Annotated in this window: 23 protein-coding genes; 7 read left to right on the forward strand and 16 right to left on the reverse strand. The window is 57.8% G+C overall.

Annotated features, from left to right (window positions below; translation table 11 throughout):
* The first annotated feature begins 13 nt into the window (after positions 1-13).
* Genes ACR1XU_RS11050 through dxs form a run of 4 tightly spaced genes read left to right on the forward strand, consistent with a single transcriptional unit; the run spans position 14 to position 3,991 of the window.
* A complete protein-coding gene (locus ACR1XU_RS11050; protein ID WP_170612540.1) occupies positions 14-940 on the forward strand; it encodes a histone deacetylase family protein in 927 nt (308 codons plus the stop codon).
* Complete coding sequence (locus tag ACR1XU_RS11055) at positions 937-1,179, forward strand: exodeoxyribonuclease VII small subunit (RefSeq protein ID WP_170612539.1); 243 nt, start codon at positions 937-939, stop codon at positions 1,177-1,179. The genes ACR1XU_RS11050 and ACR1XU_RS11055 overlap by 4 nt, the downstream gene beginning before the upstream one ends.
* Positions 1,180-2,046 carry a polyprenyl synthetase family protein gene (locus ACR1XU_RS11060; protein ID WP_480906618.1) on the forward strand — a complete coding sequence of 289 codons (867 nt, stop codon included), beginning with the start codon at positions 1,180-1,182 and terminating at the stop codon, positions 2,044-2,046.
* Between the two features lie 16 nt (positions 2,047-2,062).
* Positions 2,063-3,991, forward strand: a complete 1,929-nt coding sequence (gene dxs / locus ACR1XU_RS11065) for a 1-deoxy-D-xylulose-5-phosphate synthase (protein WP_480906615.1) — start codon at positions 2,063-2,065, stop codon at positions 3,989-3,991.
* A 115-nt stretch (positions 3,992-4,106) separates the two neighbouring features.
* On the opposite strand, the gene ACR1XU_RS11070 is transcribed toward dxs, so the two are convergent.
* From ACR1XU_RS11070 to ACR1XU_RS11090, 5 genes are all read right to left on the reverse strand, one after another.
* Positions 4,107-7,022 carry a M10 family metallopeptidase C-terminal domain-containing protein gene (locus ACR1XU_RS11070; protein WP_480906612.1) on the reverse strand — a complete coding sequence of 972 codons (2,916 nt, stop codon included), beginning with the start codon at positions 7,020-7,022 and terminating at the stop codon, positions 4,107-4,109.
* A gap of 302 nt (positions 7,023-7,324) precedes the next feature.
* Positions 7,325-8,347 carry an ACR3 family arsenite efflux transporter gene (gene arsB / locus ACR1XU_RS11075; RefSeq protein ID WP_480906608.1) on the reverse strand — a complete coding sequence of 341 codons (1,023 nt, stop codon included), beginning with the start codon at positions 8,345-8,347 and terminating at the stop codon, positions 7,325-7,327.
* Positions 8,344-9,609, reverse strand: coding sequence for an organoarsenical effux MFS transporter ArsJ (arsJ, locus tag ACR1XU_RS11080; protein WP_480906605.1), 1,266 nt, complete (start codon positions 9,607-9,609; stop codon positions 8,344-8,346). Before arsJ ends, arsB begins: the two co-directional genes overlap by 4 nt.
* Positions 9,606-10,604, reverse strand: a complete 999-nt coding sequence (locus ACR1XU_RS11085; RefSeq protein WP_170612527.1) for an ArsJ-associated glyceraldehyde-3-phosphate dehydrogenase — start codon at positions 10,602-10,604, stop codon at positions 9,606-9,608. The genes arsJ and ACR1XU_RS11085 overlap by 4 nt, the downstream gene beginning before the upstream one ends.
* Positions 10,601-11,434, reverse strand: coding sequence for an arsenate reductase/protein-tyrosine-phosphatase family protein (locus tag ACR1XU_RS11090; protein WP_480906602.1), 834 nt, complete (start codon positions 11,432-11,434; stop codon positions 10,601-10,603). Before ACR1XU_RS11090 ends, ACR1XU_RS11085 begins: the two co-directional genes overlap by 4 nt.
* An 856-nt stretch (positions 11,435-12,290) precedes the next feature.
* Between ACR1XU_RS11090 and ACR1XU_RS11095 the strand changes: the two genes are divergently transcribed.
* From ACR1XU_RS11095 to ACR1XU_RS11105, 3 genes are all read left to right on the forward strand, one after another.
* The gene (locus tag ACR1XU_RS11095) at positions 12,291-12,875 is read left to right on the forward strand and encodes a VOC family protein (RefSeq protein ID WP_480906750.1); all 585 of its coding nucleotides are present in this window, start codon (positions 12,291-12,293) and stop codon (positions 12,873-12,875) included.
* 79 nt (positions 12,876-12,954) lie between these two features.
* Positions 12,955-13,473 carry a GNAT family N-acetyltransferase gene (locus ACR1XU_RS11100; protein ID WP_480906599.1) on the forward strand — a complete coding sequence of 173 codons (519 nt, stop codon included), beginning with the start codon at positions 12,955-12,957 and terminating at the stop codon, positions 13,471-13,473.
* A 155-nt stretch (positions 13,474-13,628) separates the two neighbouring features.
* Positions 13,629-13,832, forward strand: coding sequence for a hypothetical protein (locus ACR1XU_RS11105; RefSeq protein ID WP_480813341.1), 204 nt, complete (start codon positions 13,629-13,631; stop codon positions 13,830-13,832).
* Here the strand turns inward: ACR1XU_RS11105 and ACR1XU_RS11110 are convergent.
* The 11 genes from ACR1XU_RS11110 to ACR1XU_RS11160 form a co-directional block, all read right to left on the reverse strand.
* Positions 13,818-14,786, reverse strand: a complete 969-nt coding sequence (locus tag ACR1XU_RS11110; protein ID WP_480906596.1) for a sugar-binding transcriptional regulator — start codon at positions 14,784-14,786, stop codon at positions 13,818-13,820. The genes ACR1XU_RS11105 and ACR1XU_RS11110 overlap by 15 nt on opposite strands.
* Positions 14,783-15,805: an ABC transporter permease gene (locus tag ACR1XU_RS11115; protein WP_480906593.1), complete on the reverse strand. Its 1,023-nt coding sequence runs from the start codon at positions 15,803-15,805 to the stop codon at positions 14,783-14,785. Before ACR1XU_RS11115 ends, ACR1XU_RS11110 begins: the two co-directional genes overlap by 4 nt.
* A complete protein-coding gene (locus ACR1XU_RS11120) occupies positions 15,805-16,833 on the reverse strand; it encodes an ABC transporter permease (RefSeq protein WP_480906590.1) in 1,029 nt (342 codons plus the stop codon). Before ACR1XU_RS11120 ends, ACR1XU_RS11115 begins: the two co-directional genes overlap by 1 nt.
* Entirely contained in the window at positions 16,830-18,338 is a 1,509-nt protein-coding gene (locus tag ACR1XU_RS11125) for a sugar ABC transporter ATP-binding protein (RefSeq protein WP_480906587.1), read from the reverse strand. The genes ACR1XU_RS11120 and ACR1XU_RS11125 overlap by 4 nt, the downstream gene beginning before the upstream one ends.
* Positions 18,339-18,553: 215 nt before the next feature.
* Positions 18,554-19,570, reverse strand: coding sequence for a sugar ABC transporter substrate-binding protein (locus ACR1XU_RS11130; RefSeq protein ID WP_480906584.1), 1,017 nt, complete (start codon positions 19,568-19,570; stop codon positions 18,554-18,556).
* A 357-nt stretch (positions 19,571-19,927) separates the two neighbouring features.
* Positions 19,928-20,212 carry a putative quinol monooxygenase gene (locus tag ACR1XU_RS11135; protein WP_480906581.1) on the reverse strand — a complete coding sequence of 95 codons (285 nt, stop codon included), beginning with the start codon at positions 20,210-20,212 and terminating at the stop codon, positions 19,928-19,930.
* A gap of 3 nt (positions 20,213-20,215) precedes the next feature.
* The gene (locus ACR1XU_RS11140; RefSeq protein ID WP_480906579.1) at positions 20,216-21,829 is read right to left on the reverse strand and encodes a GMC family oxidoreductase; all 1,614 of its coding nucleotides are present in this window, start codon (positions 21,827-21,829) and stop codon (positions 20,216-20,218) included.
* Between the two features lie 19 nt (positions 21,830-21,848).
* On the reverse strand, positions 21,849-22,859 hold the full coding sequence (locus tag ACR1XU_RS11145) for a zinc-binding alcohol dehydrogenase family protein (protein WP_480906576.1): 1,011 nt from the start codon (positions 22,857-22,859) through the stop codon (positions 21,849-21,851).
* Positions 22,860-22,863: 4 nt separating this feature from the next.
* Positions 22,864-24,375, reverse strand: coding sequence for an FGGY-family carbohydrate kinase (locus tag ACR1XU_RS11150; protein WP_480906573.1), 1,512 nt, complete (start codon positions 24,373-24,375; stop codon positions 22,864-22,866).
* On the reverse strand, positions 24,368-25,210 hold the full coding sequence (locus tag ACR1XU_RS11155; protein ID WP_170816877.1) for a class I fructose-bisphosphate aldolase: 843 nt from the start codon (positions 25,208-25,210) through the stop codon (positions 24,368-24,370). The genes ACR1XU_RS11150 and ACR1XU_RS11155 overlap by 8 nt, the downstream gene beginning before the upstream one ends.
* Positions 25,201-26,922 carry a glycerol-3-phosphate dehydrogenase/oxidase gene (locus tag ACR1XU_RS11160; protein WP_480906570.1) on the reverse strand — a complete coding sequence of 574 codons (1,722 nt, stop codon included), beginning with the start codon at positions 26,920-26,922 and terminating at the stop codon, positions 25,201-25,203. Before ACR1XU_RS11160 ends, ACR1XU_RS11155 begins: the two co-directional genes overlap by 10 nt.
* Positions 26,923-26,925: the final 3 nt, after the last annotated feature.

The following is a 26,925-nucleotide window of genomic DNA, read 5'->3' on the forward strand; positions in this document are numbered from 1 at the left end:
AGAAGGGATCCCCATGAAAACAGCCCTTTTGACCCACGCGGATTGCCTTGGGCATGTAACACCCGACGGGCACCCCGAACGTGTCGCACGGCTGGAGCATATTCTGCATGCGCTTGAACCCCTGGACCTGAATCGGGTGACCGCCCCCTTGGCGGCGGATGACGATCTTTTGCGCATACACCCGCAAAGCTACATCAGCGACCTGCGCAAAATGCGCCCCGTCGACGGGTTTGCCCAGATTGACGGGGACACGTTTCTGTCTCCGGGTTCGATCGACGCTGCCTATCGCGCCGCCGGTGCGGTTGTTCGGGCCGTGGACATGGTTTTGGAGGGAGACGCCGGCAATGCCTTCTGCGCCATCCGACCTCCCGGGCATCATGCCGAAACTGACACGGCCATGGGGTTCTGCCTGTTCGGCAACGCTGCGCTGGCGGCCAAACATGCGCTGGACCATCATGGTCTTGGCCGGGTGGCGGTGGTGGATTTTGATGTACATCACGGCAACGGTACGCAGGATTTGCTTTGGGACGAGCGGCGCGCGTTGCTGATCACCAGCCAACAGATGCCATTGTGGCCCGGATCGGGTCGTCCGGATGAGACCGGCGCCTTCGAGACAATCCTGAATATTCCGCTGGCGCCCGGTACGGGTGGCCCTGAAATGCGCAGGGCCTACGAAACGCAGGCCTTTCCGCGTTTGCGTGCATTCAAGCCGGAACTGATCATTATCTCGGCCGGGTTCGACGCGCATCAGAACGATCCCCTGGCCAATCTCAATTGGTCGACCGGCGACTTCGCCTGGATCACGGCCGAACTGTGCAGGATCGCCGATGAGGTTTGCGGCGGCCGCATCGTCTCGACTCTGGAAGGCGGATATGATCTGAACGCACTGGCCGAGGCGACACGCGCCCATGTGGAAGAACTGATGAAGGCAGCACGATGACCGATACCCCAGTTGAGCAGATGACTTTCGAACAGGCGATGAAAGAGCTTGAGGCCGTGGTCGGCCAGCTGGAGCGCGGCGACGTGGCGCTGGACCAATCCATCGCGCTGTATGAGCGTGGCGCGCAGCTGAAGAAGCGCTGCGAGGACGAGCTGAAGCGGGCCGAGGAAAAGGTGGCTGCGATCACTCTGGACGCCGACGGGCAGCCGACCGGGACGACCTCTGTCGAAGGTCTGTAGATGTTTCAGGACATTCTGGCGCAGGATGCCGCGCGGATTCAGCACCAGTTCGATCTGGTGCTGGGGGCGCTGGACGATCTGGATGTGACCCGCGCGATGGCCTATGCCACCGAGGGCGGAAAGCGCCTGCGCGGGTTCCTGGTACTGGAAAGCGCACGGTTACATGGAATTGACGCCGCGCAGGCGATCTGGCCCGCAACCGGGATCGAGGCGTTGCACGCTTATTCACTCGTCCATGACGATCTGCCTTGCATGGACAACGATGATATGCGCCGAGGTCGCCCGACAGTGCACGTGAAATGGGACGAAGGCACTGCCCTTTTGACCGGCGATGCCCTGCAGACACTGGCCTTTGACTTGTGCACCCGGCCTGAGGTTGGAACCGCCGAGGTGCGCGCGGAACTTGCCGTGACATTGGCCAAGGCGAGTGGCGCGCAGGGGATGGTTCTGGGTCAGGCGCTGGATATTGCGGCGGAAACGGCGGAAACGCCGCTGACACTGGATGAAATCACGCGCCTGCAGGCGGGCAAAACCGGCGCACTGATCGAATGGTCCGCCTGTGCGGGTGCGCGCCTGGCGCAGATCGACCCAGAGCCGATGCGCCAATATGCCCGTGCCCTTGGACTTGCCTTCCAGATTGCTGATGACATCTTGGATGTAGAAGGTGACGCCGAAAAAGCCGGTAAGCGCCTGCAAAAGGATGCGGCGGCCGGAAAGGCGACCTTTGTCTCGCTGCTGGGTCTGGACGCGGCCAAGGCTCGTGCCGTGGACCTGGCAAATCAGGCCTGTGCCGCGCTGGATGGGTATGGTCCGCAGGCAGAAACCTTGAAGGACGCCGCCCGCTTCGTTATTGCCCGGGACAGCTAAGCCAGGAACGCGCCAAATGTCTGACCGCCCGAATACGCCCCTGCTGGACCTTGTGAACCGCCCTGCGGACCTCAGGCGGTTCTCGGACGCGCAGTTGCATCAGGTGGCGCAGGAGCTGCGGGCCGAGACGATTTCGGCGGTTTCCGTCACCGGCGGGCATCTGGGTGCGGGATTGGGCGTGGTCGAACTAACCACGGCGTTGCATGCGGTTTTCGAAACACCGCGCGACAAGATCATCTGGGACGTCGGCCATCAGTGCTATCCGCACAAGATTTTGACCGAACGCCGCGACCGAATCCGGACCCTGCGCCAGAAAGATGGCCTGAGCGGGTTCACCAAGCGCAGCGAAAGCCCATATGACCCCTTTGGCGCGGCGCATTCCAGTACATCGATCAGTGCGGCGCTGGGCTTTGCCGTGGCGCGCGATCTGGGCGGAGTAACACCCGAAGGTCTGGGTGACGCGATTGCCGTGATCGGCGACGGGTCGATGTCGGCGGGCATGGCCTTTGAGGCGATGAACAACGCCGGCCATCTGAAGAAACGCCTGATCGTCATTCTGAACGACAATGAGATGAGCATTGCGCCACCGGTTGGTGCGCTCTCCAACTATCTGTCGCGAATTTACGCCGAAGAACCTTTCCATGATCTGAAAGCTGCCGCCAAAGGCGCGGTCTCGCTGCTGCCGGAACCGTTCCGTGAAGGCGCAAAGCGCGCCAAGGAGATGCTGAAGGGGATGGCCGTAGGGGGCACGCTGTTCGAAGAACTGGGCTTTTCCTATGTGGGACCGATCGACGGGCATGACATGGACCAGTTGCTGCCGGTGCTGCGCACCGTCAAGGCGCGGGCAACCGGGCCGATCCTGATCCATGTGTTGACCAAGAAGGGCAAAGGTTTCGCCCCGGCCGAACAGGCCCGCGACAGGGGGCACGCGACGGCGAAATTCGACGTGGTGACGGGCGAACAAAAAAAGGCACCATCCAACGCGCCGTCCTACACTTCGGTTTTCGGCAAAACGCTTGTGGAAGAGGCTGCGCGTGACGACAAGATCGTCGCGGTCACAGCGGCAATGCCGGATGGTACGGGCCTGAACCTGTTTGCCGAACGCTACCCATCGCGCTGTTTTGACGTGGCGATTGCCGAACAGCACGGGGTAACATTTGCCGCCGCACTGGCTGCAGGCGGGATGAAACCGTTCTGCGCGATGTACTCGACCTTTTTGCAGCGTGGGTATGATCAGGTTGTTCACGATGTTGCCATCCAGCGGCTGCCGGTGCGATTTGCAATCGACCGCGCCGGGCTGGTGGGCGCGGATGGCGCGACACATGCCGGTTCGTTTGACATCGCTTACCTGGCCAATCTGCCAGGCATGGTGGTGATGGCCGCCGCTGACGAGGCAGAACTGATGCATATGGTTGCGACTGCCGCAGCCCATGACGACGGCCCCATCGCGTTCCGCTATCCGCGTGGCGAAGGTGTTGGCGTTGAACTGCCGGAACGCGGCGAGGTTCTGGAAATCGGCAAGGGACGCATGATCCGGAAGGGCGCGCGCGTGGCGTTGCTGTCATTTGGCACGCGCCTGGCCGAGGTAGAGAAGGCTGCAGAATCCCTGACAGCCAAGGGGATTTCGCCGACCATTGCCGATGCCCGCTTTGCCAAACCGCTGGATCGGGACCTGATCCTGTCGCTGGCTGAGGATCACGAGGCCCTGATAACCATCGAAGAAGGCGCAGTCGGCGGGTTCGGCAGCCACGTTGCGCAACTGCTTTCGGACGAAGGGGTGTTCGACCTCGGCCTCAGGTATCGCTCGATGGTTTTGCCTGACACGTTCATCGATCAGGCCAACCCGGCGGATATGTATGCCGAGGCCGGAATGAATGCCGAGCATATCGAAGCAAAAGTACTGGATGTGCTGGGTATCGCGACAATCGGCGAAAAACGCGCCTGATTTCAGTGGGCGGTTTTTAGGCCAGATCCCGGGGATTTTACGCTTTCTGCCAAAATGGCCGCAGTCATCTGTTTGACAGCGGCCATTCTCTTTTGTTTTGCAATCAGAACTCTGATCAGATCAGGAATGCATCTTCTTCCAGTGGGTCAAAGACTTCCAGTTCATCCTCCGAATGGTGATCAAGGCTGTCACCGTGCTCAGGCTGAGTTTCCGAAATGTTTCGTGCGGCAAGTTCACCATCTGTCTCGAAGAAGGGCTCCGTCTCTTCGGCGTCTTCCAGTTCCGCGACGAAGATCAGATTGTCCGTATCTTCCTCATCGACCGCCAGAAGCAGATCGGCGACAAATTGGTTTGCAACAGGTTCCAGAGCATCGGGGTGGGCCAGTTTCGGTTGGGCAAATCCGACCGTTCCGCTGCCATCGATATCCCACTGGTAAAAGACTTCGACGGCGACAACATCAGGAACCGCGGCACCGCTGATAAACTGGCCAGCGCCATTCAATGTCCATTCTGCATAGCTGCCATCGGTGTTCTTCCACAAAAGCCTGTAACCGCCACCAGAGGCTTCGACATGAATGGCGTTCCATCCGCTAACACTGCTGGGGCCGATATTCGCGCCATTCAATGAAACAGCAATGGTTCCGTTGATCATGTACATACCTTGTGTCGAAGCACCCAAATCCGTCGATCCGGCGGTTTCGATGGAGTTTATCGTGTGCCCCGTGGTGCCATCACCGTTGATGTCAGCCCCATAGAAGATCTCAAGATCAACGACGTTGCCTACCGCGGCACCGCCGGTGAACTGGCCCGCGCTGTCCAATGTCCATTCGGCGAAACTGCCGTCGCTATTCTTCCACAGCAAACGATACCCGCCACCAGAGGCTTCGATCTGAACGGCATCCCAGCCAGCCAGACCGCCGGGTGCAATTGTCGTGCCGTTCAGGGATACCGGGATACTGCCATTGATAAGGTAAGAGCCCTGTGTCGAGGAGGACAGGCTTGTGGACCCGTTACTCTCAATAGGCGTCACCACATGTCCGGTAGTGCCGTCATTGTTGATATCGGCTCCATAAAAGCTTTCGACGTCAATGACGTTGGCTATTGCTGTTCCGTTGATAAACGCACCCGTCCCGTCCAGCGTCCATTCGGCATAGCTGCCGTCCGTGTTCTGCCACAGGATCCGATACCCGCCACCTGACGCTTCGGCTTGGATTGCAGCCCAGCCGCCCAGCGTCCCAGGAATCACGGTTGCCCCATTCAGTGTCACAGTTGCGGTTCCGCCAATGACATAGCCGTTTTGCGTGGAAGCAACCAGGTTCACAAGGCCATCGCTCTCGACAGTGGTAGAGTTATGCCCAATCAGGTTGTCGTTGTTGAAATCAACTCCATAGACGGTTTCAAGACTGACGATATTGTTGACTGCCGCTCCGCTGAGAAACTGTCCCTGGCTGTTGGTGGTCCATTCGGCGAAACTGCCGTCCGTGTTTTGCCAAAGAACGCGATAGCCGCCACCGCTGGCCTCAGTGTGAATGGCCTGCCATCCGCCCAGCGTGTTCTGGCCGACCGCTTGTCCATTGTAAGTCAGCGCGACATTTGCGGAGCCGCCGTCCAACACGTAAATCCCTTGATTTGCATGCTGAAGAACCGTGCCGACCGTTTCAATGTTCACAACACCCATGACCGTGTTGAGACTTGCCAAATTCAGTGACTGCGCACCGTTTGAGAACTGAAAAATCTCAACATCGGTTGCAACCGAGAATGTGGCACCGGTCAGGATATTCTTGAATTCAAGGGTGCTGCCATTGATGAAGAACAGATAACCGCTTGTTGCGCTCGCAAATCGAACGGTATCGGTATCCGCCCCCCCTGAGAACGAGCCGTTGTTGCTGGTAACGAAGGCGAGATCATTGCCGGCGCCGCCCTGAACGGTGTCTGCACCGGTTCCGGAGGCGACAAAAATCGTGTCGTTACCGGCGCCGCCGAAAATCGAGTTGTTGTTGGTACCGTCCGAACCGGAACGAATGGTGTCGTTGCCACCATTGCCAATCAGAACATTCTGCGCACTGTTCCCTACAAGCGTATCGTTTCCCGAGCCGCCGGTGGCGTTTTCGATCACAGCGCCCTGAGCGATCGTGAAACCGCCCCGAACGCCAGCGACGTTGGAGACTATTCCACCACCGGTTGCTGAGTAGTCTATCGTTGCTGCACGCAGATCGATGAGCGCGCCTGTACTGCCGAGATGTTGGATCGTATCAATGCCACCTGTGTCCCAGATGGACTGATACCCTGTTCCGCTGACGTTGGCTGATGGCAGTGTATAGACGGTGTTGCCTGAGTTGTGCGTTGTATTTGCACCATAAAGCGCTTGCAGGGCTGCAATGTCTAATGCGCCCAACCCGGTCGACCCGCCATACTGCGCGTTTGAGAATAGATTACCGTTCACCTGTGTCCAACCGTCATTGTAGGACATGACAGTGTAGACGCCTTGATTCAGATTGTTTGTACCGTAGTCATTGAAGGGCGACGTCACCCCACTCATGACAGTGGTAGACAGACCAGTGTCATGCGGATGCCCCAGGCCTAGGGCATGGCCAATTTCATGCAATATCGTCGTGAAGAAATAGGCGCCCGGTGTGCCGTTGCCACCCGGCCCAGCCGTCCACCAGTTTGTGTTGAACGCCCCCTCTGACGGCCCATTGTGGGGGTAGTAATGGTATCCCAATGTGTTCGGGGAAAACCCCTGGCCAGTAAAGAAACTGCTCGGGGCGATATATTCGACAAGATCGGCGGCAAAGGCGTTGGCGGTTTCAACGAACTGGATGTTTGCAACCGATTCTATGACAGCCAGTGCCTGCTTGAACTCATTCTTATACGCGTTCGTCCAAAACGAAGTACCTGATTTGTCGAAGAAATCACCAAAATGATAAGTAATCGTCGTGACGGTCGCCGGGTTTCCGTCACCGTAAGCTCTGTCACCTTGAATTGCGCTGAGGGGGGAGGATGACGGGGGTTGCGGCGGGAACGTAAGCATCTGAGGACCTCAAAGAAAATTCGTTTCAAAGCTGAATTCAGTTTCAAATTGTCATTTTCATGGCAATTGAAGATTGCGGATTCAAAAATATCTGAACAAATCGTTAAGTCCAGAACCTCCAAACGATGTGGGGCTGAATCGCACGTTCTGAACCCGGTATCCGAGAGCCCTGGAACTACCTAGTTTTCAGGAATTACCTTGTCTTTCATCGACTTGGTCAACCGCGTTGTGTCCGAAGACTGGCTTGCTTATATTATTTGTCATCCGGCGCTTTTTTTGCGCACCTGTTCAATACTGCGACTTCAGCTTTCTGCGCGCTGTTGAACCGAAACGCGCGTCCTGTTGGCGAAAGCAACTAGGGACAACATCACCGGAACTTCGACCAGAACCCCGACCACAGTCGCCAGAGCGGCACCGGAATTGAGGCCGAACAGGCTGATGGCGACGGCAACCGCCAGTTCGAAAAAATTCGAGGTTCCGATCATGGCGCAGGGTGCGGCGATGCGATGCGGAACTTTCAGCGCATAGGCCGCGCCATAGGCAAGCGCGAAGATACCATAGCTCTGAATCAGGATTGGAACAGCGATCAGCAAGATGACAAGCGGTTTCGAGAGGATTGTCTCTCCTTGCAGGCCGAAAAGGATGACGACGGTTGCGATCAGGCCCATGACCGACCACGGCTTGACACACGCTGAAAAGGCGTCAATCGCCGCTTGCGAGCCCAATTTGCGACGGGTGATCAGCCCGGCAATCATGGGCAGGACCACGTACAGCACGGTTGCCAGAACCAGGGTTTGCCACGGCACCGAGATGTCCGTTACGCCCAGCAGAAAGGTAACAATTGGCGCGAAAGCCACGACCATGATGAGGTCATTCACTGACACCTGAACCAGCGTATAGGTCGCATCGCCCCGGGTCAGTTGAGACCAGACGAACACCATCGCCGTGCAGGGCGCAGCGCCAAGCAGGATAAGGCCCGCTGTGTATTGGGCAGCATCCTCGGGTTCGATCCACGGGGCAAAAACGTAATCGAAGAACAGGACCGCCAGCAGCGCCATGGTAAAGGGTTTAATCAGCCAGTTGACCGTCAGGGTAACGATCAGTCCGCGGGGCTGGTGTGCCACGCCCGCCACCGCGCCGAAATCGACGCCGACCATCATCGGATAAACCATCGCCCAGATCAGTACAGCCACCACAAGGTTGACACTGGCCACCTCGGCCGAGGCAATCAGCCCGACCAGTCCAGGCGCGGCAAGCCCGATCAAAACACCTGCGACCATGGCTATAGCAACCCAGACGGACAGGAAGCGTTCAAAAACAGTCATGAGAGGGCCTCGGACGTCCGGTCGATGAGTTTGCCGGATGTCAGAGCAGCAGCGGCGACCATCACCGCCGCCGTTCCCAGAACCAGCGGCAGGCCCCCGACCTGATAGGTGAGGCCGGACAGGACGGTGCCGATCAGGCGGCCCGTCGCGTTGGCCATGTAATAAAACCCCACATCCATCGTGACCCGCTCCGAATGGGTGAAGGCCAGGATGAGGTAGGAGTGCAATGCAGAATTGACGGCGAAGATCGCGCCGAACGCCAGCAAGCCCAGAACCAGCGTTGCGGTCAGCCATGTCTCGGGACCCGAGGACAGCAGAACCGCCAGCGTTAGAGCCGCAGGAACGCAGAACAGGGCCGCAGCCCAATTGCGTGCGGCCTGGATCAGGTCGCCCTCGCTGCGCTCTGCCGCGTGCAGGATTTTCGGCGCACTGGCCTGTACTGCCCCGTACAGGATCACCCACATAGCCATGAAGGTTCCGATCATGAAGAACGCGGCGCGGTTGCCTTCGTCAGTTCCGTCCGACAAAACGGCATAGAAATAGATCGGGATACCGACCACAAACCAGACGTCCCGCGCGCCGAACAGAAAGACGCGTGCCAACGACAGCCAGTTCACATTGGTGGATTTCGAGAAGACCTCGGAGAATTTTGCGCCTTTGCGTCCTTTGGGCAGGCCGGGCGGCATCAGAACGAAGACTGCGATCAGAATGATTGCAAGCACAATGGCCATGGCCAGCGTGGCCCACATAAAGCCCAGCGTCGCCAGCAACCCGGCCCCCAGCAGAAAACCCAACCCCTTCACCGCATTCTTCGATCCGGTGAGGATGGCGACCCAACGAAACAGCCCGTCGCCTTCGGCCGGCGCCAGCAGCTTCACTGCGGATTTTGAAGACATTTTGGCCAGATCCTTGGCGATCCCGCTCGCCCCCTGAACGATCATCACAAAGGCTACTTTGGCGGAAATATCCCAGTTAGGATCTAATTGCGTCAGGGCAAGCAACGCCGCGACCTGCAAGCAAAGCCCCGCGTAAAGCGTTGATGCCAACCCGAAACGCGCCGCGATCCAGCCGGCCGCCAGGTTCGTGCCCATCCCGGCGACTTCATACAGGACGAACAGATATGCCAGCTGCACCGGCGAGAACCCCATGGTATGAAAGTGCAGCAACACCAGCATACGCAAGGCTCCGTCGGTCAGCATAAAGGCCCAATAGGCCGCCGTGACCGCGATATAGGCCGACAGTCCTTCGGGCCGCTGGGTCACAACGCGTTTCCAACCATCATTGCGACGTCCACCAGACGGTGTGCGTAACCCATTTCATTGTCGTACCACGCGTAGACCTTCACCTGCGTCCCGTTCACCACCATGGTCGACGGCGCATCGATGATCGAAGACCGTTCGTCATTGGTGTAGTCGGTCGAAACCAGCGGCCGGGTTTCATAACCCAGAATACCTTTCAGCTCACCTTCGGCTGCAGATTTGAAGAATGCGTTGACCTCCTCGGCGGTGGTTTCACGTTCCACTTCGAACACGCAATCGGTCAGCGAGGCGTTCAGCAGCGGCACCCGCACTGCATGGCCATTCAACCGCCCTTTCAGTTCCGGATAGATCAGCGTGATCGCCGTGGCCGATCCGGTGGTGGTTGGAATTAGCGAGTTCAGCGCGGACCGGGCGCGGCGCAGGTCTTTGGCGGGGCGGTCTACAATGGTCTGCGTGTTGGTCACGTCATGGATTGTCGTCATTGAACCGTGGCGGATGCCGAGGTTTTCGTGAATGACCTTCACAACCGGCGCCAAACAATTGGTGGTGCAGGAGGCCGCCGTCACGATGTGATGCGTGGCGGGGTCATAGGTGTCTTCGTTCACGCCCATGACGATATTGGCGGTAGGGCCGTCCTTGACCGGGGCCGAAACAACGACCTTCTTCACGCCCGCCTCAAAATACGGAGCCAGCTTGGCTTCGGTTTTGAATACGCCGGTGCAGTCGATCACCACATCGACACCGTCCAGTGGCAAGGCGTTCAGGTCTTTGGTTCCGATGAAGGGCAGGCGCGTCCCGTTGACCGTGACGCTGTCCGCATCATGCGCAAATGTTGCGTCCCAGCGCCCGTGCACAGTGTCGAACTCCAGCAGATGCGCATGCATCGCCGGGTCGCCAACTGCGTCATTGATCCAGGCGATCCTGGCGCCCTTGTCCAGCAAAGGCTTCAGCGCCAGTTTTCCCATCCGGCCCAGGCCGTTCACAGCATATGTCGTCATTTCATGTCCCCGGCGACATTCCTGCCGATGTCATCGACAGCAGATTGCAATGCGATCCGGTCGAGGCTTTCGACCGGCAACGATATAAAGGTTTCGATGCGCCGTTTGAGCGCGCCGTAAGCGTTCTGAAAGGCCAGCGCTTTTTCCGCGTCGGTACCCTGCGCCTTGACAGGGTCGACCATGCCCCAATGGCCGCTGATCGGCTGGCCCTCCCAGGCTGGGCATTCCTCGTTGGCTGCCTGATTGCAGACGGTAAAGACAAAATCCATTTCCGGGGCGTCGGCCTCGAAAAACTCGGACATATGTTTGGAACGCAGGACCGAAACGTCATGTCCCTTGTCCTTCAGAACCTGAACGGCAAACGGGTTCAGTTCAGAGGTGGGCTGGGTTCCTGCGGAATAGACATTGAAACGATCCGGTCCAAGGGACCGCAGCAACGACTCCGCAAATATCGAGCGGGCGGAATTGCCGACACACAGAAACAATACGTTGTACTTGCGCTCGGTCTTGGCACCATCTCCTTTTGTGAAGGGCATGCAGATATCCGGCCGGCCACGGCAGCAATCGACGATCAAAAAGTCGAGCATGCGCTGCACGTTCGTCATTTCAACCGAATAGAGCAAAGAGGTTCCGGACCGCGTCTGCGACACCAGGCCCGACCGCTGCAGAGCGTTGAGGTAGTTGGACATCGTGCTGGGCTTGATGCCCAGTTCGGTTGCCAGTTCTCCTGCGGGCACAGTATCGGGAAACCGCCGCATCAACATGCGGAAAACGGTTATCCGCTGCGGGTGTCCCAGGATTGACAACTGTTCTGCGATTCTTTCTATCATATTTCATGAAATATTGAATTAATAGTAACGTGTCAATCTGTATGACAAAGGTGGGCATTAAAATCGGAACCCGTTGATTCCGGTTTGACCTCATGATCCACGGTTCAAAACGAGCATTGGAGGTGTCTGATCTATTCCGTCTGGCGGGTGCCAAGATCGTGGATTTTAAGGATTGCTTCCCCACATCTCATGGAATGCCTCACTTCAGTGAAAGGCGGGTCTGGAGTGGAAAGACCTTCGATGGTGCCAAGGCAAAACAGCGCGATTCACCGGCGAAGTGGAAACCGCAATGATCAACGTACCTTTTACAGAAGCAAGCAACACCCACTCGACCAGTTCATGTCCGCTGGACAAGTCTGCGCGAAGGCATTCCCGAACAGCGCGCCCAACATCGACTGACCACTTGATAAATAAGGCCATTAAATCGGCCGGTTCCAAGAAGGTTTGAAAGGCCAAGGGATACGGAGGTTCATCCTTGGACCAAAGTAAGGCAAGTAAGCCGTGAAACTTGACAAGCATCGATGTACTCGGCGCAACAGTTTCCGGACCATGTTCGACTGGCTCAATAACACGCGACGCGTCGCGACCCGATCCGGCAGTCAACCGAAAGTCTACATTTCCACCATCGCCCTCGCGGCAACCATCATCTAACGGCGTTGAAAGTCAACGAGTCATAACTCTGCAATTAGGCTCGGACTTGACCTTGCGGAGGACATTGCTGAGTTGTTTCTAGGGCAATCCGCCAAGTGAGATGGTCCGCAAAGCAGTCGAAGCCAACGGTTCGTTCGCGCGTTTTGCCGATCTGTGCTACCAAGAGACAAACAGGGTGGTAACGGAAATGGAAAAGAGCGACGAACTGCGAAAAATCCAAACCCAGGGAGTTCACCACATCACACTTGTCGGAGCGGATCGGCAAACCTCGATCGACTTTTGGGAAGGTGTGTTGGGTATGCCGTTTGTCTTCGATCAACCGAACCTCGACAATCCGAATGAGGGGCACCTTTACTTCGATCCCGGTGACGGTAGGTTGATTACCGTCTTCACAAATGAGGACCGCAAGCCTGACCCAACCGTTGTTCCCGAAGACACCGGGTCACTGCACCACCTTGCCCTGAATGTAAGCCAAGCGACATTCTGGCAGGTTTCGGCCAGGCTTGATGCACGCGGTGTCGCGCATACCGGTCCTGTCGATCGCGGATTCATGGATTCGATTTACTTTCGTGATCCGCTCGGGCTGCGGATCGAATTGGCCTCGTACCGCTTTGAGCCACCCGAAGGCTGCCGGCACGCCGACGTTATGATAGAAGCGCACCGCATCCGGGTGGCTCGCGGAGATCACCATATCGACAAGGAACATCTCGCTGACGCCATCGAGTTTCTGGTGCGAAGAGATCAGCAAAGCCTGTCCACAGACCGCTCGGCCAGAAACCCCTACTCCTGATCGATGCAGGGGATCTTTGCGAGAACGCCTGAATCATATTGACCGTGTTCCAACAGATTGAAGTGGGCAGGCTGAAACAATGGAAGTCTTGATACGAATGGCATCGAGTGAGGCCGAATTCGAACAAGTCCGCGACTTGTGCCGACAGTGGTTGGACTGGCATTGGAAAAACTACCCAGCCGACTGGCCAACCGAAGGAAACCCGATGGACCCGGACCGGTTTCAGGCGATACTGGACGATCTCCCCTCTCTACATGCCAGACCACATGGCGGCATTCTTCTCGCTTTGCTCGATGATCAGCCGGTTGGATGCGTGATGTACAACGAGGCGCGTCCCGGACTTGCCGAGTTTAACCGCATGTTCGTGAACGACAATGGTCGTGGCTTTGGAATTGGTCGTCAGCTATTGAGCCACATGTTCGAGCAATTGATCAAAGACGGATATCAACGTGTGCGCTTTTCTTCAGCGAAGTTTCTCACGCACGCCCGATCAATGTATGAAGCTGCCGGCTTCGTGGACGCACCACATTCCGAGGGATTTCCTAGCGAATGGCAGCCGTACGTCTATTTCATGGAGCGTCCTCTTACCGAAGGCTAGCAGCTTTCCGGCTCAAGAAGGTCAGCTCGGGCTCAGGGGGACATCAACCGCATCGGCGGTGTGATGCGAGGTTCGAATTACGGCGGCTGGTTGCGTCCGTCTCAGCCGTATTTTCAGTCACCAACAGCAACAGTTGAGTTTCTGATGGTTAAGGAATGTCTCGTCTGGAAGCGATCCGGCCAAACAGTATTGTGGAGCAAACCTGTAATCGCTGGAAGAAGAAATGCGGCGGAATGGGCGTTGATGACTTGAAGGAACCTCAGCGCTTCCGGAACGAAAACGAACCGCCAAAAAGGGCAGTTCTTTTGACGATAGACAAGCTGATTCCGACCGAAGCAGAAACATTATTCCTTCGCTGAACTATCCAATACTGACTGAGCGGTTATGTCATCAACCACCAAGGTATTGACGTGTTCGCCATTCAATGCCGCCAGGATTGGCTCAACCTTTTCTTTTCCACTTGCCACGCCAATACGGATGGGAACCAACTTGGCATCTGAAAGCGGCAGGCTGACCAGTCTGGAATTTAGTTCACTGCTGCATAGCTCGCCTGCGGAATTGACCAGATGCCCCAGCAGCTCGGCCCTGACGCCGCTGTCATACAGCTGAATCCTGTCCTCTTCTGACAGGGGGTGAGCTTGGTAGTAGGTTGCATCCTCTCCGGTCACGGCGCCCAATCCCAAAAGCGAGACATTTGCGTTTCGCGCCTGATTCAGCACATCCCGTACCGCTCGGACCGACATAAGCATGTCACGCTCTTCTTTGGTATCGGCGTGCAGGGGGATGTGTATGAGGGTAGCCACACCGCCAAGCCCGTCCGCAATGCGCGTCGCAATATGGTTTACATCCGTATAGTGTTGCCCCTGAACGCCGCCGGTCATTGGAATGATCCTGTTTGATGTGGACCTCTTGGGCCGCAGGTGGTTGGCCACGACGCTCAGCGCCTTGCCGCCCGAGATTGCGATGACGTCGTCTTCTTGCACGATTTCCTGAAAGTATTGGGCTGCGGCTTTGCCGACCAGATCCAGTGTGGTGCCTGCATTTTCGGTGACCGTATCGACGACCAGAAATTCGACACCGGACCATCGCTGCTTCAGTTGGTTTTCCAGATCAAATAACCGTTGGAATGGGCTGTGGATCCGAAACTCGACCATACCCATCTCGCGGCCTTGCTTGATGAGTCGGTTCACCTTGGCGGTCGATAGCCTAAGGTTCTTCGCAATCTCGGCTTGCAGCTGACCTTCCTGAAAATGCAAGGTCAGGACGCGGGCAATCAGGCGCAGGGTATCGGGATCGGGTCCGCTGGCGTTCAACTCTCGTTGTCCTTTCTGCTCACCAAATGGTTCGACGCGGCCGCCAGCAACAACACGGTGCCCACGACCAGAGTTTGGAAATAGGCGGGCACAAGTGTCAACATGCCAACTGTCAGGGACATGATGATCAACGCGCCGATGAAGGATTTCAAAACACGCCCCTCACCGCCGCTGAAGGCTGTACCACCCAACAGAACCACAAGTATAGCGGTTAATTCCATGCCATCGCCTGACAGCGGATCACCCAGCGACATAAAGCTGGACCGGGCAATCCCGGCCAGCGCAGCGCAGATGCCGACCAGCACATAAAGGATGATCACCGTGCGGGCTGTATTGATGCCCGAGAGCTTCGCCGCCGTTGGGTTGCCCCCGGTTGCCGCCGCGTATTTACCCAGCTTCATCCGATCCTGCGCAATGATCATTGCAATCGTCACCAGAACGGCCACCCAGAAGGCCCAGGGCAGGCCAAACAGAACACCATCGCGCCCGTAGTCGTTGAACCAACTCGGCATTTTCAGCCCGCCGCCGGATTTGATGGCCGAGACGCCATCTTCGACCAGCAGCAGCGCAATGCCCTTATAGAGGCTCAGTGTGATCAGCGTTGCAATGACCGGTGTGATCTTCAGCCGGATCACCAGAAATCCGTTGATCGCGCCCAACAGAACCCCCACCAGAACCGTTGCAAGAAAAGCGGGCAGGAAGGGCACCCCGTTGATGGCCAGAAGGGCGTAGACGACCGCGCTCAGGCTCATGGCGCTGCCCACGGACAGGTCGATATAACCCGAGATCATCAGCAGCGTGAAAGCTCCCGCCAGTGTCAGGATCGGGGCCGAGATGCGCAGGATGTTGATGATATTGCGCTCGCTCAGGAAGTTGCCACGCTCGAACAGCGGGAACTTGTCCAGGTTGGCGGTGCTCAGCAGCACGACGACGAGGATGAGGACCAGATAGATGTAGTAGTCTTTCAGGAACCGTTTTACACGGTCTCCGGCTCTGGGGTTTTGGGTAAGGTCGGTCATCACGCGTGCCTCCGCGCCAAAGCCCATGTCTGGGCCATGATTGCGATAAACACCGCGATGGCCTTGAGGGTGAACTGCCAGTCGGGTGACAGCACCAAACCCGTCGCGGCCGAGGTCACGGTGGCCAGAACGATCGCCCCAAAGAACATGCCGATGATCGACCCAAACCCGCCGGCAATCGCAACCCCGCCCAGCAGAGAGATGACCAGCGCGTCGAATTCCATCAGTGTGCCGCGGTTGGAAAAGCCCGATTTGAACTCGGATGCCAGCAGAATCCCCACGGCCCCGGCAACAAAGGCGCTGAACAGGTAGAGCTTCACCACATGCCGCGCGTTGTCGACGCCAGACAAACGTGAGGCCACCGGGTTCGCGCCGATCAGATAGGTCAGCCGTCCGAACACCGTCTTACGCTCAACAAAAACGGCCACGAGGATCAGAATCGCCATCAGCACCACCGGCAGTTTGATCGAGGTGCCGAACATGGTCATGTTCCCCAACGTTCCGAAATCCGAGGGCAGGTTGGTGTTGCGTTGCGAGCCTTGGGTGATCACCTGTGCAATTCCGCGCGCCAGCATCATGGTGCCCAACGTGACGATGATCGACGGCACGCGCAGCGCAACCACGAAGACCGCGTTGATGGCCCCGATCAGCATGGCCCCGATCAGCGCGCAGACCATCGCCAGCGATGTCGGCATCCCCCAGCCTGAAGAAAGTGCATTCGCCCCATCCGTAGACTGCGCGAACCACACCGCTAATACGCCCGAAAGCGCCACGATACCGCCCACCGACAGGTCGAAGTTTCCCGAAACCAGCAAGAACGTGACACCAACGCCCAGCGAAATCACTGCCCAGTTATTGGTCACCAGATTCACGACGTTCTGAAACTGGAAGAAGCTGGGTACCAAAACGGAGGCGAGCGCAAAAAGTGCCATGGCGGCCCCCGCTACCAGAGAGGTGATGAACATCTCGTCACTCAGACTGTTGTCCCGCTCAGCCAGCCTTCGGCCCTGAATTGCCTGATCGGTCATGAGTTTTCACCGCCCCCACCGGTAACGACATTCAGGATGCGTGGAATGTCGACCTCTGCCCCGTTTTTGATCTCGGCCTCGATGCGGCCGTCATACATCAGAAAGACCCGGTCGCAGATGCCCAGCACCTCTTCCAGTTCTGACGAAAAGATGCAGATCGCGCGGCCGTTGTTCGCCAGGTCGCGGATCAAATCGTAGATTTCGGATTTTGCGCCCACGTCGACGCCGCGCGTGGGTTCATCCAGCAACAACAGATCTGCATCAGCGAACAGGCATTTGGACAGAACAACCTTTTGCTGGTTTCCGCCCGAAAGTTTCTCGGCGTATTTCTCGATGGAATTCGTCGCGATCCCCAACTTACCGACATACTCGCGAGCGACTTCTTTTTCGCGCTCATCCTGAAAGATGCCGAACCGGGCCAGCTTGCGGATGTTCATGATCGGAATATTGCGACGGATCGTAAGTTCGGTGAACAGGCCCTGCGTGCGCCGTTCCTCGGGAACCAGGGCGATCCCTGCCGCGATGGCTTCCTTGGGCGAGGCCGCGCGTTTGCGGTTCTTGAAATCTATCTGCCCTTCGGCCTTGTCAGCCCCATATATCGCCCGGGCGACCTCGGTCTTGCCTGCACCGACCAGACCGTAAAAGCCAACGATCTCTCCCTCATTTACATGAAAAGACACGTCTTTCAGCAGGTGATTGCTCAGACCTTTGACTGTCAGCAGCGGACTATCCGCAATTTCGCCGCGCGGCTCATAATCATGAGTGATCGCGCGTCCCACCATCATCTCGATCAGTTCAGGGCGGCCGTTCACTTCGGTCAGTGGTTTGGTGGCGATGTGTTTGCCATCGCGCAAAACGGTGACATTGTCACCCAGTTCAAAAATCTCATCCAGCTTGTGCGAGATATAGATGACCGTCACGTCCGCGTCCCGCAGCCGCCTGATCACACCGAACAGGCGCTCCACTTCACGCTCGGACAGCGCTGCAGTCGGTTCGTCCATGATGATGATGCTCGCACCCGAGGACGCGGCACGGGCGATCTCGACGATTTGTTTCTGCGCGACGCTCAGCGAGGACACACGCGCTTTGGGGTCAATTGTCGGCTCAATCGCTGCTAGAGTTTTGATCACGCGGTCTTCAAGGTCTGACTTGACCAGAAAACCAAAGCGACTGGCTTCCATCCCCAGTGTCAGGTTTTCCTCGACGGTCAGTTGATCAACCACATGCAATTCCTGAAACAGCGTCCCTACACCGCTTTCACGGGCATCCTGGGTGCTGTTTGGCTCATAGGCCTGGCCCTGGATGGCCATCGACCCGCTGGTCGGGGCCAGTGCCCCGGTCAACATCTTCACGATGGTCGATTTTCCGGCTCCGTTTTCTCCGACCAGGCAATGCACCGTGTTGCGATCAATGTCGAATGACACGGTGTCCACGGCCCTCACGCCGGGGTAGTCCTTGGTCAAATCCCTGACGGACAGCGCTTTTTCGGCAAAAGCAATCTGCACGATCATCCCCTTTTAATCCGCAAGCCTCCGACCGGCGCAAAGGGCCGCGTCCCTGGATCAAGCTTATCCGAGTTTGGATGCGTTGCCACCAGCGCCGGAACCCCGAGCGGGTTCGAGGTGTTGGAGCAGGCAGCATTGAAAGAACCGGCTGGGCAGATCAGGCCCGTTGTCGACCAACGGACCTGTTTGCCAAAGCCTGGTTCAGTCAACGCCCATCAGCCACCGAACTGGTCCTTCAGCCACTGCTCGGCCTCTTCCTTCGGCATGGACCAGTAGGAAACAGTGTAGGCCTTGTAGAAAAACTCTTCCGCCGTGTCCGAGGTCCGTTCGATCTTACCATCCAGCACATCCATGATCAGATCGATCCGCCCCTGTGCGGTTTCCACAGGCGGCAGACCCATCGAAACTTTGAGGCTGGAAGCAGGATCATAAACCTGTTTGAACTCGACCGAGTCAAAGTCGACACTGGCCACAATCTCGGTCAGCGGCTTGCCATTGTCGAACTTGCCGCGCCCCAACTGCGCCAGCCCGGCCATCGTTCCCACGGTAAGGTTCGATGCTTCGGAATAGATCAGGTTCACTTCGGGGCGCTGTGTCAGCAGGTCGACGATGATCTGCTTGGCCGCTTCCTGGCCCTTGCTGGAATCCAGCGCGCCCAGATTTTCGGCGTCGGGATCAACCGACAGGACACCTTCGGCAAATGGCGCGGTCCGGCCCGAGTTGACTTCGGTATGGTTTGGCCAACCCAGTTGCACCATGACGATAGGTTTATCGGGATGTGCCTCTTTCCAGGCCTTGGCCATTTGCGCGCCCATCTCGAACGACACGGCGGCTTCATCGCTACGCGCGGTCGGAATGCCGGTATCCGTAATCGGGCTGAAGAACGAGGTCATGACGATATCATCAGCCAAAGCATCCTCGACACCGGGTGTGGCGGCCTCGGCATCCCAGATGTGCAGCGTGGCAGCATCGAATCCACCTGCTGCAATTTGGTCAACGTTCTGTGTCATGACGGCTGAATCCGCCCGGCCATCAAACACCACCACCTCAGCGCCGTACTTTTCTTTTGCGTAGCGCTCGGCCTCGGCGGCCTGAGACTGGTGAAACACGTTCGACAAGTCAGATACAAAGAACGCGATCCGCTTGCTATCATCGGCAAAGGCTTCGGCGCCTCCAACAAACGTTAGTGTTGTTGCCAGCAGGCCGGCCTTGAGTACATTCCTCCGCTGCATTTTCTTCTCTTCCCTTTTGTTTTCTCCAGAGTGCGGTCGATCCGGGACAGAGCGCTCCGGAGCCGCGATCTCAGCCAATGCCCCTCCTCAGGAATTGTAACTGAAATATATTGCAGTGATTGTTATTATTATCATTTTGAGGTCTGCAGTCAACGGTTTTGGCGGTCTTTCGCCTAAGATATTCCGTGAGATCGGCCAGTACATTTTTCGTGTATTGTGTTGTTTTTATTGCATAATTTTGCCATCCATGTGTTGCATGCTCCACATGCGAATAGCCCCTCTGTCACCAGAACTATGACAGAGAAAATAATATTGCGGAAACTCAGCAAAAAATCAGAAAAACGAATCCCTTGGCCCTTAGGTTTTGGCCAGTTTTTGAACCGAAATCTGGGCCTTTCCCTTCACGATTTCTTTGAACCTGGTCATGTGCGACGTGCGCCCGTGATTGGCAATCGCCTCGGCATCTGACCAGATTTCATGGATCAGAAACTCAGCCTGTCGGCTGGCTGAAACAAACACGTCATAGCCTTTGTTTCCCGCCTCTTCGCGGCTGGCAACGGCCAGATCATCAATGGCAGCACGCAGCGTTTCCTTCTGGCCGTCTTCCGCAACGATCCGCGCGATGATCACGACTTCCGACACTTGTCAGACTCCCTTGCGGATCATATCCGCCGCCTTTTCCGCGATCATCACAACAGGTGACGCGGTGTTTCCCGAAACGATTTTCGGCATGATCGACGCGTCGACCACCCGCAATCCCTTCAGCCCATGCACCCTGAGATCCGCGCCCACCACGGCTGAGGCGTCCGACCCCATCTTGCAGGTGCCGACGGGGTGGAAAATTGTGGTGGCGATATCCCCGACACCTTTTACCAACTCGTCTTCGGACTCCATCACCGGACCGGGCAGGATTTCCTGCGGCTGATAGGGTTTCAGAGCGTTCGCCGTCATGATCATCCGCGCCTGCCGCACGGATTTCACGGCGACCTGTTTGTCATTATCGGTCGACAGGTAGTTCAGGCGAATGTCAGGCTGCGCCTTGGTATCCGCCGCCTTAATATGGCAGGTGCCCGTGCTTTCAGGGCGCAGGTTGCAGACCGATACGGTGATCGCCGGGAACGGGTGCAACGGGTCGCCTAGCTTGTCCGTGGACAGGGGCTGCACGTGGTATTCCAGATCTGGCGTGGCCAGATCCTGGTTGGATTTGGTGAACATGCCGAACTGGCTGGGAGCCATCGACATCGGCCCGGATTGCGTCAGACCATATTGCAGAGCGATCTTCGCCTTTCCAACCAGGGAATTCGCCATCGTGTTCAGAGTTTTTGCGTTCTGGACTTCGAACACCGTCCGTATCTGCAAATGGTCCTGCAGGTTCTCGCCCACACCTTGGCTTTCGTGGTGCAGAGCGATGCCATGTTCAGCCAGCACATCACCCCGCCCGACACCCGACAGTTCCAGAATCTTGGGCGAGTTGACCGCTCCGGCCGCCAGCAACACCTCGGCCTGGGCAAAAGCTTCGCATCGCTCGCTTTTGTGCTGATAGCGCACGCCCGTTACCTGTTTGCCGTCGAACAACAGCGTCTCGGTCTCGGCATGGGTTAAAACACGCAGGTTGGGGCGTTTCATCGCCGGGCGCAGAAAGCCTTTGGTCGTGTTCCAACGCACACCTTTACGCTGATTGACCTCGAAAAAACCCGTACCTTCGTTATTGCCATCGTTGAAATCGGCGCGCGGCAGAATGCCGAACTCCTTGGCGCCTTCCTGCACGGCCCTAAGGATGTCCCATTCCAAACGCTGTTTCGAGACCTTCCACTCACCGCCATGCCCATGCATGTCGGTCCGCCCGGCATGGTGATCCTCGGATTTCAGGAAATAGGGCAACACGTCATCCCAACCCCAGCCAGAATTTCCCAGCTGCCGCCAGTGATCGTAGTCCGCCGCCTGACCCCGCATGTAGATCATGCCGTTGACCGACGTACATCCCCCCAGCACCTTACCGCGCGGATAGGCCAGAGAACGCCCGTTCAGCCCCGGTTCGGGCGCGGTTTTCATCATCCAGTCGGTACGTGGATTGCCGATGCAATAGAGATAGCCAACCGGAATATGCACCCAGTGGTAGTTGTCTGACCCGCCTGCCTCGAGCAGCAGAACTCGTGTTTTGGGGTCTTCGGTCAATCGGTTCGCCAGAACACATCCGGCCGTGCCTGCGCCGACGATGATATAGTCGTAATCCCCATCAAGTTGCCGGGCGTCTGTCATGAATTTCTGGTCTTTCTGATTAATACGCAACGACAAGTTTGCCGATCATGCGACCGGTTTCAATTATCCCATGAGCTTCTTTCAGCGTGTCCGCCGACAAGCCCCGCAGCGTCTTGGTTTCAGTTGTCCGAATGATCCCGTCATCAACAAGTCTGGCAACCCGTGCCAATATCTGCCCCTGACGCGCAATATCCGCGGTACCAAACAGAGATCGCGTGAACATCAGCTCCCACATCAACGCGGCGGATTTGCCTTGCAGGGCTGAGATGTCCAGCTTTTCATCCGTCTCGACGATGGTCCCGATCCGTCCCTGTGGCGCGATCAGTTCGCACATCGCGTCCCAATGCTGCGCGGTATCGGCGTATTGGGTGATGTAGTCGACAGTGTCATGCCCGGCGGCCTGGAAATCGGCGACAAGATCGCGGTGGTTCACCACCTGATGCGCACCCATTTCCTTGCACCACTCGGTGGTTTCCGGGCGCGAGGCGGTTGCGATCAGGTGCAGGCCAGTCAGCTTGCGCGCCAGTTGCAAAGTGATCGATCCGACCCCTCCGGCCCCGCCTATGACCAGCAGACTGGCTGGCGTCTCATTGGCGGGCACTTGCAGACGGTCGAACAGCATTTCCCATGCGGTCAGCGACACCAGGGGAAGCGACGTTGCTGCTTCGGGGCGGACCGAGGACGGTGCCACGGACGCAATCCGATGATCAACGGCCTGCAACTCGGCATATGAACCCGGACGATTGGCATCACCCGCGTACCAGACCCGGTCGCCTTTGGAAAAACCAGTGACCTCTGCGCCCATTTTGCGGACAATCCCAACCGCGTCATATCCAAGAATGAACGGCTCCGCATGATCCTGCTCGGCGGCTGTCCGGATGCGGCGTTTCGCATCTGCGGGGTTTACCGAGACCGCCTCGATTTCCACCAGAAGATCGTTTGGCAGCACGACCGGTTCCGGCAGGTCGACATCCAACAGGCTGTCCTGTGCTTCAATCGGCAGTGACTTCAGAAACCCTACAGCTTTCATTTTTCTACCTTTCAAATGTCGTTTGAGCGTCGTCCCAGAACCCGCGCATCGCTTCGATCAACGCGAGATATTTGGCGTAGCGAGTGTCGTAATGGCGCTGCATCGCCGCATTCGGCTGGAACTCAGAGTCGCGGCGGGTCATCTGACCAATCGCTTCTTCGTATGTTTCATAAGTTCCGGTCGCCACCGCTACTCCGATGGCCGCGCCCAAAGCGCCCGTTTCCTGCGCCTCGGCCACATAGATCGGCACGCCAAGGCAATCCGCGAACATCTGCGGCCAGACCGGGCTGCGTGAGCCGCCGCCAGACAGAACCGCCTGGTCGAATCCGACGCCTGCGGTTTTCAGAACCTCGATATGGCGGCGATGCTCGAACAAGACGCCCTCGAACAGGGCCCGCAGCATGTGGCCTTCGCCATGCCAGCCCGCGACACCATAGAACCCACCCCGGAAAGACGCCCCCTGTCCCGAGCCGTAGAGAAAGGGGTGAAAAAAAGGATCGTCTGGCGCGGGATCAACCTCGGCCACTTTGGCATTGCAGTGTCCGAACGGGTCGTCATGATGACCCCCGCGTTCGACGAACTCGCGCACATACCATTCCAGATTGGCCGCCGATGTGGCACTGGCCTCGATATTCACGAACCGGTTCGGACCAAAACCCGACACCATGAACAATTCGTCATTCACCGCTGGCGCATCCGAGAAAACCTGATTGATGCTCCAGGTGCCCGCGATGATCGAAGCCTCTCCGGCGCGCACGACCCCCGAACCCATCGCGCTGGAGACCACATCGAAATAGCCGCCGATCACCGGTGTGCCCTCGGCCAGACCCGTTGCGACGGCGGCCTCTTGACTGACGGTTCCGGCAATATCCGCCGGATCGATCAGGCGCGGAAGCATCTGGCGCGCATCGCTCAGGCCATAAAGTGCCAGCAGGCGGTCGTCATAGGTGCAGTCGGGCATGCGGGTCATGCCGCAACCTGACATGTCCGAAATCTCGCTGACCCTTTCACCGGTCAGCTTGTAAGTTATGAAGTCCTTGCACAGCATTACCGTCCCGGTCCGCGCATAAAGCTCGGGTCGGTGCCGTTTGATCCAGGCCAGAAGAACCGGGGTCTGTGACGGCCACGGCTTTTGCAGGCACAACGCGTGCAAGGCGTCGCCGGCCACCTCGGAAAGCTCCTGAGCCAGAGATGCGGCGCGCGTGTCCAGCGATTGGATGCCGATCAACGGCGCCCCCGCCTTGTCCAGCAGGTAAAGCCCGTTGCCATGCCCGGCACAGCCAACGCCGATGATCTGGTCAGGGGTTATCCCGGCCTTGTCGATACATCCGCCGATCACCTGCCGGGCATTTGCCCACAACTCGTTCAGGTCACGCTCGACATGCCCTGGCTGCGGCGTCGAGGACTGCCCGTCCCGCGCCTGCATCGCCACAGGGCGCCCCTGCAGGTCAAAAAGCACAGCCTTGATGACTGTGTTTCCTGCATCCAGCCCCAGAATATACCCGTTCTCAGCCACTGTTATAGATATCCCACGCTTCTTCACCGCTTGCGTTATTGTGGATCATCGCCATCAGAGCGGCCACAACTGCCTTGGGGTTGTCATGCTGATAGATATTGCGGCCATAGACCATGCCCTGCGCGCCCTGTGCCATCAGCGCCGCCGACTTCATCAGAACGGTCTTAAGGTCTTCCTTGCCACCACCACGCACCAGAACCGGCACGCGGGCGGCCTCGATCACGCGGTGGAAATCCTCGGGGTTCTCGGTCGGGTCCGCCTTGATGATGTCGGCCCCCATTTCCGAGGCCAGACGCACCAGTGTCACGATCTTCTCGGCATTGCCATCCACCTGGTAGCCTCCGCGCACATCGTTGGGCAGCATGACCAGGGGCTCGATCATCAGCGGCATCCCGTATTTGTGGCAGGCTGCGCGCACCTTGCTGATATTCTCGACGCATTGGCGGAACAGTTCAGGCTCATCCGGCAGCATGAACAGGTTCACAACGACGGCGGCGGCGTCCATTTCCAGCGCGCCGATGATCGGTTCGTCTGCGTTTTGCAGCATCGACCACATCACCCGGTGGCGCTGATCGTTGTAAGGGTTGCCCATGTCGATCCGCATCACCAGCGCGGGCTTGTCCTTTTCGGGGCGCGATTGCAGCAGATCGGCCTGCCCGTAGGCACATTGGATCGCGTCCGGCCTGGCCCCGATCAGCGTGTCCATAACACCCGCCATATCCTCCAGCCCGACCATAAAGCTGGGCTCGTTGCAAACGCCGTGGTCGATCGCCACATCCAGACATCCCCCGTTCGTGAACATCCGGTTCATCCGGGCCTTGGTGCTTACACGCATTCTGTTCTCCGTTCCTTGTTTCGTGCGGTCAGAGCCTCGGCGGACACGCCGTGAAACTCGGACAATTCGTGGATCAGGGCTTGGATCTGATTGGTAATCTCTTGTTGGCTGAGACCACGTTCATCGACAAAGATGCCGCCTAGCCGGTCCAACAGCATTTCGGAAATCTGACCTGTTATGGCCAGCGCGGTCCGGCGCAGGACAATGTCGGACAGGGTTTCGACAAATTCGGTGCGCATCAGCCAGATGATCTCGGCCCTGGTGTAAGAGCAGCCCGCCGCCAGAGGCGCGTCGTCAACCAACTGGCAGAACAGCGCAACATCATCCGCTTGACTGCCGTAGTGCCCGATCAGGTGTTGTGCGCGATCGGGTGTAACGTGGAATTCTTCTTCCAGCCGGCTTTCCAAGGTCCGCGGATCATCGGGGAACTGCGCGCCGCCGCCAATGGCAAGCCCCAGGGTCGAAGTTTGCCGGGGCTTGCCCAACTCGGCCAGAACCTCATCCCCGGTCTGTTCTCCAAAAGCGCGGAACGTGGTCCATTTGCCGCCGACCATGCAGAACTGGGGAACATCTCCGTCCAAACGTCGCGTGAAATGGCCGCGCGATATTCGACCGGTGAAATCGTGATCGCTGCGTGGCAACGGACGGATGCCGCTAAAGCTGAACACCACCTGGTCGGGCGTGACCTTGATCTTGGGAAAAACCAACCGAAGTGAGCCGAGGATGTAGTCGAGTTCCTCCGGCTCGCAGCGCACCCGCGCGGCTTTCTCGACGCGGATGTCAGTCGATCCGGCCAACACCTTGCCCTGATAGGGGAACACGATGCACACCCGCCCGTCCGTGTTTTCGAAATAGACCATATGACCACCAAGCGCCTGAAACAGAGCCGGGTTTTCGACGATCAGGTGCGAGCCCTTGGTGCCCGAGACCATCTGCTCATCCAAGGTGCCACCCAGGACTTGCACGGTATCGTCCAGCCAAGCGCCGGTCGCGTTTACGATTACCCTTGGATCAAGTTGCAGAGTCTCGCCGCTGCGCCTGTCGATCACTGAATAGCCATCGCCATCTGTTGCCATCTCCGCGTAGTTGAGGGCAACGCATTCCGGGACCGCGATCTGAACGTCGCGGATCATTTCAACGCATAAACGTTCGGGATGGGTGATCTGCGCGTCGTAGTACACCGCTGAACGTGTGGCTTTTGGCGTTAGCGCGGGCCAGTCCTTGCGTGTGCGACCAACGCTGTTGAAATGATGCCTGGGCAGAATTCGCCGCTTGCGCGTCACCCAGTCATAAAGCGACAGACCCAGCTTGATCGGCACCGCCCCGCGGCTGGAGGGTTTGCCATGCCGGCCGACAAAGCTCGCCGCGGCATTGAACATTCCGGAAAAGACCGAGGTTACGGGGATCACCGTCGGCAAAGGCCGCACCATGTGTGGAGCATTCACCAAAAGCGCATCACGTTCCTGAAGCGACTCCCGCACCAAATCGAACTCGCCGTTTTCCAGATAGCGCAGGCCACCATGGATCATCCGGGATGGCGCGGCACTACAGCCCGAGGCAAAATCGTTGCGTTCAACCAGCAGCACCCGAAGTCCCTGCAGGGCAAGATCGCGGTAGACACCGATTCCGTTCACGCCCCCGCCAATCACCACCACGTCAAACGCGGCGTTCTCGCGCAGTTTTGTCAGGTGTTGTTGTCGTTGTTCTGACATGAT

It is taken from the genome of Ruegeria sp. D1(2025) (assembly GCF_056536425.1).

Coding starts and splice junctions, on each gene's coding strand:
- ACR1XU_RS11050 (WP_170612540.1), top strand. CDS start 14: ATGAAAACAGCCCTTTTGACCCACGCGGATTGCCTTGGGCATGTAACA.
- ACR1XU_RS11055 (WP_170612539.1), top strand. CDS start 937: ATGACCGATACCCCAGTTGAGCAGATGACTTTCGAACAGGCGATGAAA.
- ACR1XU_RS11060 (WP_480906618.1), top strand. CDS start 1,180: ATGTTTCAGGACATTCTGGCGCAGGATGCCGCGCGGATTCAGCACCAG.
- dxs (WP_480906615.1), top strand. CDS start 2,063: ATGTCTGACCGCCCGAATACGCCCCTGCTGGACCTTGTGAACCGCCCT.
- ACR1XU_RS11070 (WP_480906612.1), bottom strand. CDS start 7,022: ATGCTTACGTTCCCGCCGCAACCCCCGTCATCCTCCCCCCTCAGCGCA.
- arsB (WP_480906608.1), bottom strand. CDS start 8,347: ATGACTGTTTTTGAACGCTTCCTGTCCGTCTGGGTTGCTATAGCCATG.
- ACR1XU_RS11085 (WP_170612527.1), bottom strand. CDS start 10,604: ATGACGACATATGCTGTGAACGGCCTGGGCCGGATGGGAAAACTGGCG.
- ACR1XU_RS11090 (WP_480906602.1), bottom strand. CDS start 11,434: ATGATAGAAAGAATCGCAGAACAGTTGTCAATCCTGGGACACCCGCAG.
- ACR1XU_RS11100 (WP_480906599.1), top strand. CDS start 12,955: ATGGAAGTCTTGATACGAATGGCATCGAGTGAGGCCGAATTCGAACAA.
- ACR1XU_RS11105 (WP_480813341.1), top strand. CDS start 13,629: ATGTCTCGTCTGGAAGCGATCCGGCCAAACAGTATTGTGGAGCAAACC.
- ACR1XU_RS11115 (WP_480906593.1), bottom strand. CDS start 15,805: ATGACCGACCTTACCCAAAACCCCAGAGCCGGAGACCGTGTAAAACGG.
- ACR1XU_RS11120 (WP_480906590.1), bottom strand. CDS start 16,833: ATGACCGATCAGGCAATTCAGGGCCGAAGGCTGGCTGAGCGGGACAAC.
- ACR1XU_RS11130 (WP_480906584.1), bottom strand. CDS start 19,570: ATGCAGCGGAGGAATGTACTCAAGGCCGGCCTGCTGGCAACAACACTA.
- ACR1XU_RS11140 (WP_480906579.1), bottom strand. CDS start 21,829: ATGACAGACGCCCGGCAACTTGATGGGGATTACGACTATATCATCGTC.
- ACR1XU_RS11145 (WP_480906576.1), bottom strand. CDS start 22,859: ATGAAAGCTGTAGGGTTTCTGAAGTCACTGCCGATTGAAGCACAGGAC.
- ACR1XU_RS11155 (WP_170816877.1), bottom strand. CDS start 25,210: ATGCGTGTAAGCACCAAGGCCCGGATGAACCGGATGTTCACGAACGGG.
- ACR1XU_RS11160 (WP_480906570.1), bottom strand. CDS start 26,922: ATGTCAGAACAACGACAACAACACCTGACAAAACTGCGCGAGAACGCC.